The sequence below is a fragment of the Lentisphaera marina genome, assembly GCF_028745505.1.
GTDB lineage: Bacteria > Verrucomicrobiota > Lentisphaeria > Lentisphaerales > Lentisphaeraceae > Lentisphaera > Lentisphaera marina.
Window position 1 is genome coordinate 1,877,861 of sequence record NZ_JAQZZL010000002.1, and the last position, 14,359, is coordinate 1,892,219.

Annotated in this window: 15 protein-coding genes; 7 read left to right on the forward strand and 8 right to left on the reverse strand. The window is 40.4% G+C overall.

Going from position 1 to position 14,359, the window contains the following annotated elements; translation table 11 throughout:
* From PQO01_RS18620 to PQO01_RS18645, 6 genes are all read right to left on the reverse strand, one after another.
* The gene (locus PQO01_RS18620; protein WP_274315728.1) at positions 1 to 603 is read right to left on the reverse strand and encodes a GTP-binding protein; all 603 of its coding nucleotides are present in this window, start codon (positions 601 to 603) and stop codon (positions 1 to 3) included.
* A 1-nt stretch (position 604) separates the two neighbouring features.
* On the reverse strand, positions 605 to 1,369 hold the full coding sequence (locus PQO01_RS18625; protein ID WP_274315729.1) for a GspE/PulE/PilB domain-containing protein: 765 nt from the start codon (positions 1,367 to 1,369) through the stop codon (positions 605 to 607).
* Positions 1,370 to 1,507: 138 nt separating this feature from the next.
* Positions 1,508 to 2,083 (reverse strand): lysophospholipid acyltransferase family protein, encoded by a 576-nt coding sequence (locus tag PQO01_RS18630; protein WP_274315730.1) that lies wholly within the window; start codon positions 2,081 to 2,083, stop codon positions 1,508 to 1,510.
* A gap of 77 nt (positions 2,084 to 2,160) precedes the next feature.
* On the reverse strand, positions 2,161 to 3,531 hold the full coding sequence (locus PQO01_RS18635) for a phytoene desaturase family protein (protein ID WP_274315731.1): 1,371 nt from the start codon (positions 3,529 to 3,531) through the stop codon (positions 2,161 to 2,163).
* Positions 3,532 to 3,583: 52 nt separating this feature from the next.
* Complete coding sequence (locus PQO01_RS18640; RefSeq protein ID WP_274315732.1) at positions 3,584 to 3,835, reverse strand: acyl carrier protein; 252 nt, start codon at positions 3,833 to 3,835, stop codon at positions 3,584 to 3,586.
* Between the two features lie 88 nt (positions 3,836 to 3,923).
* Positions 3,924 to 5,183: a beta-ketoacyl-[acyl-carrier-protein] synthase family protein gene (locus PQO01_RS18645; RefSeq protein ID WP_274315733.1), complete on the reverse strand. Its 1,260-nt coding sequence runs from the start codon at positions 5,181 to 5,183 to the stop codon at positions 3,924 to 3,926.
* 168 nt (positions 5,184 to 5,351) lie between these two features.
* Here PQO01_RS18645 and PQO01_RS18650 point away from each other — a divergent pair, with 168 nt between their 5' ends.
* The 5 genes from PQO01_RS18650 (at position 5,352) to PQO01_RS18670 (ending at position 10,776) form a co-directional block, all read left to right on the forward strand.
* Positions 5,352 to 6,392: a 3-oxoacyl-ACP synthase III gene (locus PQO01_RS18650; protein WP_274315734.1), complete on the forward strand. Its 1,041-nt coding sequence runs from the start codon at positions 5,352 to 5,354 to the stop codon at positions 6,390 to 6,392.
* Positions 6,393 to 6,503: 111 nt separating this feature from the next.
* Positions 6,504 to 7,712: a hypothetical protein gene (locus PQO01_RS18655; protein WP_274315735.1), complete on the forward strand. Its 1,209-nt coding sequence runs from the start codon at positions 6,504 to 6,506 to the stop codon at positions 7,710 to 7,712.
* Positions 7,713 to 7,729: 17 nt separating this feature from the next.
* A complete protein-coding gene (locus tag PQO01_RS18660) occupies positions 7,730 to 7,879 on the forward strand; it encodes a hypothetical protein (RefSeq protein ID WP_274315736.1) in 150 nt (49 codons plus the stop codon).
* Positions 7,880 to 8,025: 146 nt separating this feature from the next.
* Entirely contained in the window at positions 8,026 to 8,481 is a 456-nt protein-coding gene (locus PQO01_RS18665; protein ID WP_274315737.1) for a tRNA (cytidine(34)-2'-O)-methyltransferase, read from the forward strand.
* A 12-nt stretch (positions 8,482 to 8,493) separates the two neighbouring features.
* Complete coding sequence (locus tag PQO01_RS18670) at positions 8,494 to 10,776, forward strand: ribonuclease R family protein (protein ID WP_274315739.1); 2,283 nt, start codon at positions 8,494 to 8,496, stop codon at positions 10,774 to 10,776.
* Here PQO01_RS18670 and PQO01_RS18675 read toward each other — a convergent pair whose 3' ends face one another.
* A complete protein-coding gene (locus tag PQO01_RS18675; protein ID WP_274315740.1) occupies positions 10,777 to 11,628 on the reverse strand; it encodes an SMP-30/gluconolactonase/LRE family protein in 852 nt (283 codons plus the stop codon). It lies immediately after the preceding gene.
* 105 nt (positions 11,629 to 11,733) lie between these two features.
* Between PQO01_RS18675 and PQO01_RS18680 the strand changes: the two genes are divergently transcribed.
* Both PQO01_RS18680 and moaA read left to right on the forward strand, forming a co-directional pair.
* Positions 11,734 to 12,924, forward strand: coding sequence for a molybdopterin molybdotransferase MoeA (locus tag PQO01_RS18680; RefSeq protein WP_274315741.1), 1,191 nt, complete (start codon positions 11,734 to 11,736; stop codon positions 12,922 to 12,924).
* Positions 12,925 to 12,927: 3 nt separating this feature from the next.
* Positions 12,928 to 13,935: a GTP 3',8-cyclase MoaA gene (gene moaA, locus PQO01_RS18685; protein WP_274315742.1), complete on the forward strand. Its 1,008-nt coding sequence runs from the start codon at positions 12,928 to 12,930 to the stop codon at positions 13,933 to 13,935.
* On the opposite strand, the gene PQO01_RS18690 is transcribed toward moaA, so the two are convergent.
* The gene (locus PQO01_RS18690; RefSeq protein ID WP_274315743.1) at positions 13,932 to 14,357 is read right to left on the reverse strand and encodes a thiol-disulfide oxidoreductase DCC family protein; all 426 of its coding nucleotides are present in this window, start codon (positions 14,355 to 14,357) and stop codon (positions 13,932 to 13,934) included. The two genes, moaA and PQO01_RS18690, sit on opposite strands and share 4 nt — an antisense overlap.
* Between the last annotated feature and the right edge of the window lie 2 nt (positions 14,358 to 14,359).

Here is a 14,359-nt window from a genome sequence, read left to right on the forward strand (position 1 = left end):
TTATCCTTGGTTTTTCTTTTGGATAAAGTCGTGTAAAACTAACTTAGATATGGCATTTAAAGTATCAAATACACCTTCTCCATCACATGCCACACCATTGACTACTGGCACTCGAATTGGACCATTATTAATTAAAAAATCCATATACTCAACGGGAGCTACATTTTTCATATCGCGTTTATTGTACTGAAAAACTAAGGGCATTTCATCTACAGAACTCCCCTGCTCTTTTAAGTTTTCATCTAAGTTCTGTAAACTCTCAATATTCTCTGGCATTTTTTTAATTTGTGAATCGGCGACAAAAACAACACCATCACAGTTTCTTAACACTAATTTCCTCGTGCTATTATACTTCACCTGACCGGGAACTGTATACATCTGAAATTTTGTTGTATAACCTTCAATCGCATCAGATTTTAAGGGAAGAAAGTCAAAAAACAAAGTTCGGTCTTGGCTCGTTGCCAAGGAAGACATCTTGCCTTTTGAGTCCCCTGGCATTTTTTCGTGTACAATCTGCAAATTAGTCGTTTTACCACATAGACCTGGTCCGTAATAAACGATCTTAAACTGAATTTCTTTCTTTGCGTAATTTACTACTGCCATATCAACTCCCTTTAGCAAAAGTATTGAAGGACGAAACGTCCGTAAGATAAAATTTTACTGGTAAAGTGAAGTAATCCCTTAGTAAATTTTTCACGGATTCATTAAATGGATTCAACATTGCTACACTCACTTCAGACTTAGTTACTGAAAATATAAGCAGTTCACAATGAGATATCAATTTTTTAGGTAAGAGTTCGAGCTCATTTGAATAATGAAAATCACTTAAATCAACATATTCCATCTTAGACTGACTTTTTAGTGCTTCTAAAAGCTCCGAGTAGTTAACTCTATCACAGTCAGGTAAATGGCCAACAACGCCCTCCCATCCACTTGTTTCCTCTTGATTTCTTGACCTCATTAGATGCTGGCAAATATCCATATAAGCACTTGAATCTATCAAGCCAAGTTCTCGAAAACGAATCAGTAAATCAAGGTGAGGTCTGACATCGGTCCATTCACTTTTCCGTAAGGTAAAAAAGCGATCTTCCTTTTTTTTACACAAGGAAATCAAATCACGTATCTTTGAATGATTCCGAAAAAATTTCTTTTCTTTTTCCAAAGCAGTAAATTCAGCTAAATCCAATTCGCCATTTTGTGCTAATTCCAAACGTTTCTGAAATTCTTGAAGTTTTAAGGGCTCATTACTCTCAGTATAAATATCCACTAATCGTTTTAAAGCGAATTCATCATGAGGCACACTCAACAATACTGATTCATAAACCCGTGCTTCATCTAAAAGCTTTTCATCACTTTCTGAACTCCCCATAGCCTCGAACACTCATTTTATTATCTTCAGTCAAGCCTTAGCATAATTGATTTCTAACTTAAGCACAATCTCTGCATTAAAAAATATCACGAAATCATAACAAATTTTGGTGGTCTACACAAAGAATACTGTGGAACCTTATTTTAACTGACTTACTTTATTCAGATGCTCAGTGAACTTTTCATTATTCTCTTCAGAATTCTCGGCAAACTCTAAGAACTCACCAAATTCTACGGTCATTTTTGAAAAGGGTAAAGGGATATAAAGTTTATCCCATGTGGGCAACTTAAAAGCTGCTGAGTACCTCGCACCAATTGGAACTAATTTTTTCTTTGATTTAACCGCCAACATTACTGCGCCTGGCTGCGCTTCATAGATGGGGCCACGCGGTCCATCAGGCACAATACACATAAGCTTATTGGCTTCACGTAGGACTTTCAGTGACTTAATAAATGCAACTGCACCACCTTTATCTTTCTTCTTCCTTTGAGCAGAGCCTCTAATAACGGAAAAACCCCTACTCATCATAATATCCGAAATCATTTGGCCATCACGAGATTTAGAAGCCATACCAGTACTTTTCTCACAAACTCTACGCTCAAAAACATAAGAAAGAGCTAAAACTTGATTGTGCCAAAAAGCAATAATGAAGGATTCGTCATCATCATCTAAACAAGAAATATTACCTAAAAATTCTCGTCTTACTGTTAGCATCCATACACTGAAAAAACTACAAAACAACCATAAGCTTAGCTTATAGAGCAAACCTTCCGGATCGAAGAGTTTTTTAATCAAAGGAGTAAATACTTATTTGAAATTGAAATACCCGAGAGCAAAGCTCCCACAATACCTAAGAAACCTTGATCGGTACCACAAAGATAAAGGTTCTCTGTATCAAAGGCACCTGACTTAACTTTTATGGGCGATCCATAAATCGCACCATTGATATGTGAAGTGAATTTTTTAACTGTTAAAGGTGTAAATGCATCCGTGTAAACTACACGATCACGAATTTTGTCTCCAAAGCCAGATGTATTAATTTGCTCTTTGACGAACTCTTCTTTTGTACGGCGATAAGTAGTCTCATCCATTTCTTTCCAGAGGTAATAATTAGCGAGTGAAGTGAAGCGTACTAGGCCTTCTCTTTCAACTTCATCATCATAATTAAAATTGCCTGGCATACATATCACACCGGACTTACACGAATAGGGACTCGTGGTTTTACGGTAATGAAATTCTTCTTCTCGATTAAAGAAAATGATTGTTTCATCTAAACCGAGGTCTTTAACTGGAGTATCCAAAACTAGAATTGATTCCACAAAGGACAACTCACCTGCCACACCTGCTGGCACCTCATCATTTAACATCTCTAGAGTCTCACCATAACCCGCCGAAGAAAGCACATTCTGAGCATGAATAGTTTCGCCATTCTCTAATTGTACACCAATGGCTTTGTTATTGTGACGGAGAATTTCTTTAACTCCAGTCTTCATGCGAACTTCGGCTCCATTCTCAAGTAATTTCTTTCTTAAAATTCTCAAGAGATGACGCACACCTGTACGTGGGCGACAAAAACCTTCGAGGTAAAGGCTTTTAAACATGATACAAAACTGCGAAAAATCCATATCATCTTCAACTGCACTTCCATAATACATAACAGGACAAAAAATCATATCACGTAAAACTTTTGACTGAATAAAGCTGGCCACAACCTCTTGTGCTGAAATATATTTCGCATCCAGGGACACATCATCATAAGTCTTAACGTGCTCGACTAATTTCATGAAGCCATCTACTTCACTAGGAAATTCACGGGCAATTTCATCACTCATCATTGTGAATGAATTGCCAAAACAAATTTTGTTTTCGGGAAAATCTATTGCTGAATAACTTTGTTCCACTAGATCCAATTCATCGTAGGGGATTCTTAACTGTCGCAATAGTTTAGTCAAGGGGGCCGAACGCTGTTTACGCTCAACGAAGTTGGTCATAGCATGCAAGCCCACATCAAAACGACGTCCATCTTTTGAAAAGTGAGAGTTCAAACCACCAGGGATAGCATGCTTTTCTAAGACTAGAACTTTTTTGCCATAATGTGCTAAGCGAATGCCTGCAGCCAAGCCGGACATGCCAGCTCCAATAATAATTGTATCGTAAGTCATAATAATAAAAAAAGGGGACTTAAAAGTCCCCTAATCGAAATTTTCAATCGCCCTAAATATCTTTCATTTTAGGCTCAAGGTAAGCCACACAACTATCTAGAGTTGCGAGTTCACCATATTCAGCTTCGGGAACTTCTACATTGTAGAGCTTTCTCAATTCCATAACGATATCTAAAAAATCCATAGAATCCAACTCAAGCTGATCTCTAAGTGCTACTGCTGGATCAATATTGCTGCAATCTTCGTCTGGTACAATATCTTTTATAATGTCAATGATTGCCTGAGCAATACCTTCATTTGTCATTTAACGACTCCAAAATAATTTAATTTTAACTAAAACTTAGTTTGTAAAGTCTTCGAATATAATCCGACCTTACAAATCAAGCAAATCATTAGTCTAAAAAACGACTCACAATCAAAGCAGAATTAATACCTAACATACCAAAAGAGTTATTAAGGATGTGATCTACTGACTCTAACTCAACAGCTTCTTTCGTCACTAAGTTATTAACAGCACATGCTGGATCAACATTATCCACGTTCATGCATGCATGAACTTTATTATCCTCAAAAGACAATAAATTCCCTGCTAATTCCAAAGCACCTGCGCCACCCATAGCATGACCAATAAAGCCTTTTGTATTATTCACATACGTATTTTCAGATGAGCCAAAAACTTCATTAATTGCTTTTGACTCTTGAATATCTCCTGCACTCGTGCCAGTGGCATGAGTATTGACAATGTGAATATCTTCAGCACTTAAGCCAGCTTTTGAAAGCGCCTTGTGCATACACTCAGCCTGTCTTTCATTATTTGGCAAAACAAAATTTGTCGCATCTGAATTAATGTGATAACCGGTGATTTCTCCATATATCTTAGCTCCACGAGCTAAGGCATCATCTAAACGCTCTAAAGTGTATAAGGCACCACCTTCTGAAATCACAATACCATTGCGATCCACATCAAAGGGACGGCTCGCCTTTTCTGCAACTTCATTTTCAGCTAGCGCACCCTGGCTTTTAAAGGCTGCAAAAATCCCAAAAGTATGAATACTTTCAGAGATTCCACCTGCTAGAGCCACATCAACTTCACCAAGAAGCAATTGCTGCAATCCATTTATTAAACCAACATTACCTGCAGCACAAGCAGCACCCAAACAATAATGCGGACCAGTTATTCCGAATTTAACAGTCACTTCACCAGCTGGATTATTGGCAACTGTTCGTGGATTATGGTGATGCGTCCAATATTTAACATCGTAATCAAACTTACTTAAGTTGTAGACTTCATTCTCCGTCTCAACATTGCCGTGCTCAGTAGTACCAACAAAAACACCGATCCTTGATCTATCTATGGCATCTAGGTCGAGGCCCGCATCTTCTAAAGCTTCTCCTGCGCAATAAATACTCACGGAACCAGCACGAGTCCCAACTCGCAACTCCTTCTTTGTTTGATACTTCAATTTATCAAAGTCACATGCGCCGGCAAAAGTATCGCCTATATACCTTATATTATAATCACTTATCCCCGACACTCCATCTAGAAGGTTCTGGCGGTATTCCTGCAAGTTATTTCCGTTGGGAGAAGTTAATCCCACACCAGTAATAACGATACGCGTAGAAGGTGCTTTTTCTTTTGTCTTAGCTTGCAAAATTCGTTCCTGATTTATTGTGCTTGTCATTAATTTCGCGATAAGAATATCTCCAATTCAATACTTATACAACTTTATAAAGCACATTCTTCAAAGATACTAAGATGTTGACAGGGCAGTTTTTAACATTATACTACTCGCCTTCTCAAAAATAAGCCATTTAAATAGATGTACAGCAAAGTTAAAATCGACGGCTTTCAAGCCCACACTCCCGATTCAATCCTCACTTCAGAAGCAGTTGAGGAGATGCTTCGTCCGGCCTATGATAAACTCAATTTATCAAAAGGGCGTCTTGAAATGTTCACAGGTATCAAAGAAAGACGCTACTGGCCACTCGACAAAACACCAAGCCAAGCATCAGCTGAAGCTGCAGAAAAACTCATTTCAAAACTTGATATCGCTAAAGACGAAATCGACATTGTCATTCACTGCTCAGTTTGTCGTGATTTCTTAGAGCCCGCCACTGCGAGTGTCGTACACAATTTACTTGGACTCAAACCCCAGGCACTAAACTTCGATATCTCAAACGCCTGCCTTGGCGTCATCACAGGAATGAAAGTCATTGCCGACATGATTGAAGCAGGTACAATCAGGAGAGGTTTATTAGTTTCTGGCGAAATTGGCTTCCCACTCCTGAAACAAACTATTGACCACCTCAATGAACAAAAGCACTTAAGAAGACAAGATTTCAAACCTCATTTTGCATCTCTCACAATTGGCTCTTGTGCAGCTGCCGTCATCTTGTCGCACGAAGATTACGCAAAAGAAGATAGCCATAAACTACTCGCCATAAATTCCTACGCCAACACAGCCCAAAACGACCTTTGTCAGGGCGGACATAACAACAATTCTGCTAATGGCCCTCTAATGCAAACAGACTCTGAAGCACTACTCGTTGCCGGCGTCGAAACCGCAACAAAAGCTTGGCCTGCTTTCCTAGAAGAATGCCAATGGTCTATTGAAGACATTGACCGCTGCTGCACTCACCAAGTAGGGTCCGCACACACACGCTTGCTCTTCGACAAACTAGGCTTAAGTACTGATTTAGACTTCCAAACTTTCGACAAACTCGGCAATTGTGGATCAGCAAGTTTACCTGCCACGACGGCTTTAGCTGCAGAATCTGGACATTTACAAAAAGGCCACAAAATTGCTCTACTTGGCATCGGTTCAGGAATTAACTGCTCTTTGTGTGCAATCGAATGGTAATTTCATAAGATTTGTCCTCTTTTTTGCATTGACACCATTTTATTCCCTCTGTAAATTATGGGGAGATACAATAATCTTTTATAACAAACTCAAAAATTCGGAGTGTCAAACATGTTAATCTTAAACAGATTCTTAAACGTCATAAACTTGCTTCTTGCTATCGCAGCATGCGGGACTGCATTATTACTCAACCAGCGTCGAATTGAATTACGCGAAAGAGCTGATGTTTTTGCTACTAATATTGTAGAGTCCGTTGTAGAGATTGACGGCAAGACTGGATCCGACACATGGCTTGGTGATGGCATTGGTGACAAGATCAATGCAGATCAACTTGGATGGGAAGCTTATCACACAAATCCAGCTTCTGTAAAAGAACAACTCACAAAAATCAAAGCTCTCATGGCCAAAGCTACTGAGCACAGAAATCAACTCTCTACTGAAATCCTCCGTGTTGGTAATGCTGTTAAAGCTCCTTTTGACGACAAAGATTCTGTAGTTCGTACTCTGAACCAATATGGTCAAACTGAAGACAACGTAAAAGTCATTGTTAATCACATTGAAGCTCTCGACAAAAGAGAAAAAGAAATTGTTGCACAAATTGTTGCTCTTTCTAATACTATAGATAAAGCTATCGAAGCTTCTGACATCAACGACCCAAGCACGCTTGAAGACCAGTCTTATACTACACCTTTAGAAAAGCTTAACCGTAACGTAAAAAATCTTTACGACCGTGCAAACACTCTTTCTAACACATTTAAAGAAGCTATTGCCGCTGCACCACTCGTAGACTGGACTGCTGACGCTGACCAACTCGCTTCTGAAGACGAGTACTCTTCTCAAACAGCTAAGTTCATCGCTGACATGGAAGCATACAATAAGAAAGTAAAAGAATTCCAAGCAGCTGCAGAAAAAATCGAAGAACTCATGGTTAAAGCTGAAGAACTCGAACTCAACCTCGAAGAAGCTAACGGCGAAATCAATGAGCTTAAAAATTCTGTTGGTAAAAAAGATACCGAAATTGCACGTCTTGAAAGACAAGTTGAACTCCTCACACCTGACGAAGACGCAGTTGGCGCAATGCCACCAAACCTCACTGCAACAGTTCTTGAAGTCAACACAACTTTCGACTTCATTGTACTCGACAAGGGTTCTGAAGATGAAGTCTTCAACAAAGGCGAAATGCTCATCCACCACAATGGTGAGTACGTTTGCAAAGTAAAAATCACAAGAGTTTTAGACCACAAAGCAATTGCTGAAGTACTTAACGTAGCTCGCAAAGGCATGCCCGAAGTTGGCTTCGAAGCCATCGTCGCACAATAATTTAGGAGACATTCACTATGATGAATTCAGTCTTAACGTTTATCGTTAACTTAATTACGCTTGCCTTGATCTGCACAGCCTTGTACTTCACTTTTGAAGAGGCACAACATTATACAGGTAGCGAAAAATTATGGAAAAAAGAAAGCTGGACAAAACCAGGTCAGTAATTAAAATCGCTCTATTTCTTTCAATCACAGCCCTGCTTAGCAGTGGCTGTGCTTTTTTGAATAAAGAGCAGGGATACGTGGATGACAAACCACAAAACACTCCCACCAACTGGGAACGAAACGCCTTTGGCATAGGTTTCTAGTTAATGAATATCGTTCTATTTCAGCCTCTCATACCCCAAAACACTGGGACTATTGGGAGGCTTGCTGTTTGCACAGATAATCACCTCCATCTCATCAAACCCCTGGGTTTCAAGATTGACGAAAAGAAAATCAAAAAAGCCGGCATGGATTATTGGCCTCACGTCAAACTCCATATACACGAATCTTGGGATGAGTTCCTTAGTAATACACCATCAGACAAAACCATGGTCTTTTGCACCACCAAGTGTAAAAAAACTATTTACGACCATGAATTCTCAGAAGACGACTACTTAATTTTTGGCAACGAATCACATGGACTGCCTCCTGATTTTTATGAAAAATACCAAGAGAATCTATTCACCATTCCTATGCGAGGTGATCATTTGCGAAGTCACAACCTAGCCAACTCGGTCTCTATCGTTACCTACGAAGCCATTCGCCAAATATCATATACCTAAAAGGTTAAATTTATGAAAGCAGAAATTCTACAAATCCTCTCAAAGGAATCTCTAAAAAAATCTCAGTTGCGTAGAAGAATCTGCAAGGCAAAAGGCGATCAAGAGCATTTCAATCGCGTCCTCACTGAACTTAAAAGGGAAGGTGCTATCAAAAAAGAATTTGGCGGTAAATTCTCTCTTCAAGAATTAGAAACAAAAACTGGCATCCTTTCTCTGAGCGTCGGCGGCTACGGTTTTGTAAATCCTGAAGATAAATCAACCACCATATTCATCCCGCCAGACAAGACTGGTGCGGCAGTAAATGGTGAAACCGTGGAAGTCTGCATCACTGAGCAAAGTAAAAAAGGTCCCGTAGGAAAAATCATCAATATCCTCGAGAGTAAACTCGATTCTTTAAGTGGTCAACTACAAATTCGCCGCGGTCAACCATGGCTCATCCCCTTGCGCACAGGTATCCCTGCCGTTGAACTTAGCGTCGAAAGTGTTCCCAACGATATCAAAGAGGGAGACTGGATTAGAGCCAAGCTCGTTTCTCGCAACACACAGACTGGGAAAATCACGGCATCACTAAGTCAATCACTTGGAAACGCTGATGATTTAACTGCGGAAATCGATGCCATTATTGATGAATTTGATCTACAATCAGAATATTCTGATGAAGCCGAAGAAGCCGCATCTCGCATTCGCCCACGCAAGATTGCACGTCGTGACTTAACAAAAGAACTCATCACTACTATTGACCCACGCGATGCTAAAGATTTTGACGATGCTCTCTCAGTCCACCCTGTAAAAAACAAAAAACATATTTGCATTGGCATACATATCGCGGATGTGGCTGCCTATATCGGTCCCCGCTCAAAACTCATGACTGCGATCAAAAAACGTGCCTTCACCGCCTACCTACCCGGCCGAATGCTCCCCATGTTACCAAAAGTACTCGTTAGTAAACGTTGCAGCTTGATTGAAAACGAAGTGAAGCCAGCCCATACCGTGATGATTACTTTCGATAAAGAAAGTGGTGAAGTTATCGATTTTGAAAGGTTTCATTCCACTATTAAAGTTAGAAAGCGACTAAACTATCAAGAAGTCCAAGAGTATGCCGACGCAAATTTCAAAGGCGAACCTTGGGGTAAAGAAGTCTGCAAGGACGTCAAAACACTTTATGAGTTCTCTCACACTTTACGTAAACGTCGTGAAGAGATTGAGCAATTTATTCCATTAGAAGCACCTGATGTCCGTGTCATGTGTGACCCCGTGAGTATGACAATCAGTAGCTTAAAAACAGATTCACCTAGCGAATCTAAGCAAATGGTTGAAGAATTCATGCTTGCTGCCAACACTGCTGTTGCTCAAGAGCTGACTTCAAAAGCCGCTCCAGGCCTTTTCCGTATCCACCCAGAACCCGATGAAGAACAAGCGGCTTCTTTCATGGTTGATGCCAATACTTTTTACGGTATTAGTCCTGGCGACATAACTCTAAGACCCAACGCCATCCGCTTTTTAAACTCTATCAAAGGTCATCCAAGCGCCCCTGCCATATCAATGGATTTTTTGCGGACAATGCAAAGAGCCTCCTATTCATCTATGAAAGGCTTACACTTTGGCTTAGGTAAAAATCTCTATTCACACTTCACATCTCCTATTCGTCGCTTGGCTGACCTTCTTGTTCACCAACAACTTTGGAACATGGAAGACAAAGGCACACCTGTCTATACAAAAGATCGCCTAGACGACCTAGCAGAAGTCATCAACAACCGTGAGGCAGTTACCGACGAAGCTTATCGCACCACTGTTAACCGCTTTAAACTACACTATGTAGAAGCTTTAGAAGCAGGCGATAGCGAACTTCAATGCGAAGCCTTAATCACTCGTGTTTCAGCCAAAAAAATGCGCCTATATATCCCTCACTACGGCATGTATGCCAATGTAAATTTCCGTGATTTAGATTCTGACTTCTTTGATGCCGATGTAGAAAAAGGTCTAGTTGTAGGAAGACGCACAGGCACCACTTGGTCTTGTGGTGATATTTTAGAAGTCCAAATCCTAGGTGCTGATTTTAAAATGCGCGAATTCGTGGTGCAACCCATCATTGGTAATGGCAAGCCATCTCAAGAACATAAAGCTAGTCCAAGCCCAAAGCGCCCAAAGAAAAAATCTAAGGAAGCACCAACAGAAAAGTTTTTTGAAGAGCTACTCCGTCAGAAAAAAGCCCAAGCGAAAGCTAAAAAAGATGGCAAGGTAGAAGCTCCCATAAAAAAGAAAAAAAGACCTAAGCGCTCAAAGAAGAAGAAATAATTAGTGCTTAAAGTAATTTAAAAGGGGCGCCTCAACTCCAGGCCTACATTTAAACACTTTCCCTGAATCAGGGTAGTGTAACCAGTCATCTTCATTCATTTCATGGGATGCACTTGTAATGTATAGCTCTTTATGATCGACACCTCCAAAACAACAAGAGGTGACTTTCTTACAGGGCACATCAATCTCATCCATAACCACCCCCGTACTGGAATTAATCCTCAGTACTTTATAACCATTCCATAAAGCCAACCATAAATGACCTTCACTGTCTATACACATCCCATCGGGAAAAACTTCATCTTCTGCAACTTCAAATAAAACTTCTCCTCCGATTATACTAAGAGAATCACTATCATAGAAATATTTTTTAATCTGTTTTGTGGGCGAGTCAACGTAATAAAAAACATCGTCTCCCCAACACAAACCATTCGAAGTGGTGATATCATCCAAAACTTTAAAACACTCTGTTTTATCTAGAACGTACAAACTCCCTAGAGGAGATTGCTCCTTCATATCCATTGTACCTGCCCAATATCGACCTTGTGCATCAACTTTCCCGTCATTAAAACGTAAATCGGCACTAAGTGAGTCAATGGTTTTCAAAGCCTTGAGCTCTCCCTTCTCGAAACGATAATAACCATCATTAAGAGTAAACACTAAATCCCCCTGCTCGTCATAAGCCAAAGAACTCGGCATCATTTCCATGCTTATCGAATTCAATTTTCCATCACGCTCTTGCCAGATTTTTTTTCCTAAAATATCGACCCATGAGAAACCAAACTCTGACCAACATGGTCCTTCTCCCAAAACGCTGCTTACATCAAATGCGACTTCCAAATCTTTAGACATATCATAGCCTTTTTCATATTCTCTTTAAACAAAAAGAAACAATACATTGATTTCCCATTGCTTTCATCTAAATTCATCGAAAGATTAGCCATATTAGGATACCCCATGATTAGCGTTCAAGAGGCCGAAAAACTCATTTGTCAGCATAGCCCCCATCACTCCAGCGAGCTCGTAGAAACTCTAAATGCTCACAACAGAGTTCTTGCTGAAGACATTATTGCCGAGCGCGAAAACCCACCCTTCAATCGAGTGGCAATGGATGGTATCGCCATTAACTATGCTCAATGGCAGAATTCTCGAACTTCATTCCAAATCAAAGGGACTCAAGCCGCTGGCCACCCACCTCTCACACTCGAAGATTCCACAACTTGCTTAGAGGTGATGACAGGCGCCGTACTTCCCCATAATTGTGACTGCGTCATTCCCGTCGAACGGATCAAAGTAGAAAACCAGACAGCCACACTTGAAAATGGTCTAGATCTTAAACAATGGCAAAATGTTCATCTTCAAGGCAGTGACCATGACAAAGGTTTCGTTCTAGCTCATTCTGGACAAGTTTTGAATGCTCCCGAAATAGCGGTAGCCGCTGCTGCTGGCTACGGCAAAGTAAAAGTTGCAAAGCTCGCAAAAATAGCCGTTATTGCCACTGGTGATGAATTAGTCTCTTCTGGCGTTGATATTAAAGCTTGGCAAATCAGACGATCAAATACCACAGCGATAACGGCATCATTGAAAGCGCTTAATTATGATGCGACGGAATATCACATAAAAGACAACCTGGAAACACTTAGAGCTAAACTTAGCGAACTACTCAATACTAATGACATGCTTATTCTTACTGGTGGAGTTAGTATGGGGAAATTTGACTTTGTCCCACAGATCCTCAAAGAACTCAAAGTTGAGCAAATTTTTCACAAAGTCACACAAAGACCTGGCAAACCCCTATGGTTTGGCACTTGCCCCGAAAAAAGCGTCTTCGGTTTGCCGGGCAACCCCGTTTCGGCACTTATTAACTTCCAACGCTATATTCTGCCTCAATTACTGATTAGCCAGGGTCTTAGTCAAAAACCCTTACTCCATGTTGAACTAAGTGAAGACTTCTCTTTCAATAAAAACATGACTCGTTTCCTCCCAGTCTCTATCCATTCGCTAGGATCGAAACTTTTAGCTAGTCCACAAAGAACAAATGGCTCTGGTGATTTTGGCGCCCTCTCTGGCTCAGATGGCTTTATTGAACTAGAGGCAGAAGTAAGCGAATTTAAAGCTAATTATATCGCTCCTTTTTATTCTTGGTAAGCTGTGGAAATTTTCGATAAATTTACGCGCCCGATGCGCGATCTCAGGCTCTCTGTCATTGATGCCTGTAATTTTCGTTGCCTCTACTGTATGCCTCCCGAACGCGAATATGATTTTTTCAAAAAAGATGAAAAACTTTCTGTTAACGAGGCTATTCGTTTAAGTGAAATTTTTATCAAACTTGGCGTTCGTAGAATACGCCTCACTGGAGGAGAACCTCTGCTCAGGCAAGATCTAGACCAAATCATTGCGGGAGTCGCAAAAATACCTGCACTAGAAGACCTTTCTCTGACGACTAATGCCAGCTTACTTGCCGACAAAGCACAAATGCTTAAAGATAGTGGCGTTAAACGCCTCACCATCAGTTTAGACGCCTTAGATCCTAAGCTTTTTAAAACAATGTCTGGAAATCGCAGTTCAGTAGAACAAGTCATTCAAGGCATTGATGCAGCACTCGATTGTGGCTTCCAAAACACTAAGCTCAACTGTGTGATTGAAAAAGGTTTAAATGAAAGCCAGATTATCCCTCTCACCGAGTTTGCTCGTGAACGCAAGCTGAAACTACGCTTTATTGAATTCATGGATGTCGGCAACTGTAATCAATGGAACTTGGAGAAAGTCGTCCCCTCAGACGAGGTTAAAAGCATTATTGCTGATAAATGGCCCTTGACCGAACTAGAAGCCAACTTCTTCGGTGAAGTTGCTACCTCACATCAATTTGAAGATGGCAAAGGCGAAGTAGGTTTTATCTCATCTGTTACTAAAGCCTTTTGCAAAGATTGCACTCGCGCAAGGATCTCTTCAGATGGCAAACTCTACACTTGTTTATTTTGTGCACGCGGCACTGATTTACTCTCACTCATGCGCCAAGACCATACAGATCAAGAAATAGCTAATACAATTAAAGATGTATGGGAAAAACGCACCAATCGCTACTCAGAAGAACGCATGGACGCCCTACAGTCCCCTCGTCAGCACGACATCGTAGAAATGTTTAAAATGGGCGGCTAAAGATCTGGGTAGATCTTCTTTAATTGCTCAATTTCTGATAAGCTAAAGCGCCCAAAGTCTACATCAAAAACACACTTATCTTTACTCATAAATTTCTGTCTATTTTGCGCAACTTTATTATAAAACCAATCACGAGCAGGAAACACTCTTACTACTTTGCCGATTATTGGCCACAAGTAAGTACATTCGTGTAAAGCCTCTGCTACTGCCAGAGAGCGCAATAGCACTTGCTTATTCTCGTACAGAACCAAGCTATCTAAATTTTTAGGATCAAAATTAAACTTTTGAAGTAAGTAATCACCCGCTTCAGAAGTGGAAGATATGAAACGTAGTTGAGCGCTTTCTTTCTTTAATCGCTTAATCAGAAAGCCAACAGCCCAATGACATAAGCCACAATCACCATCATAGACCAATAGCTTCACAA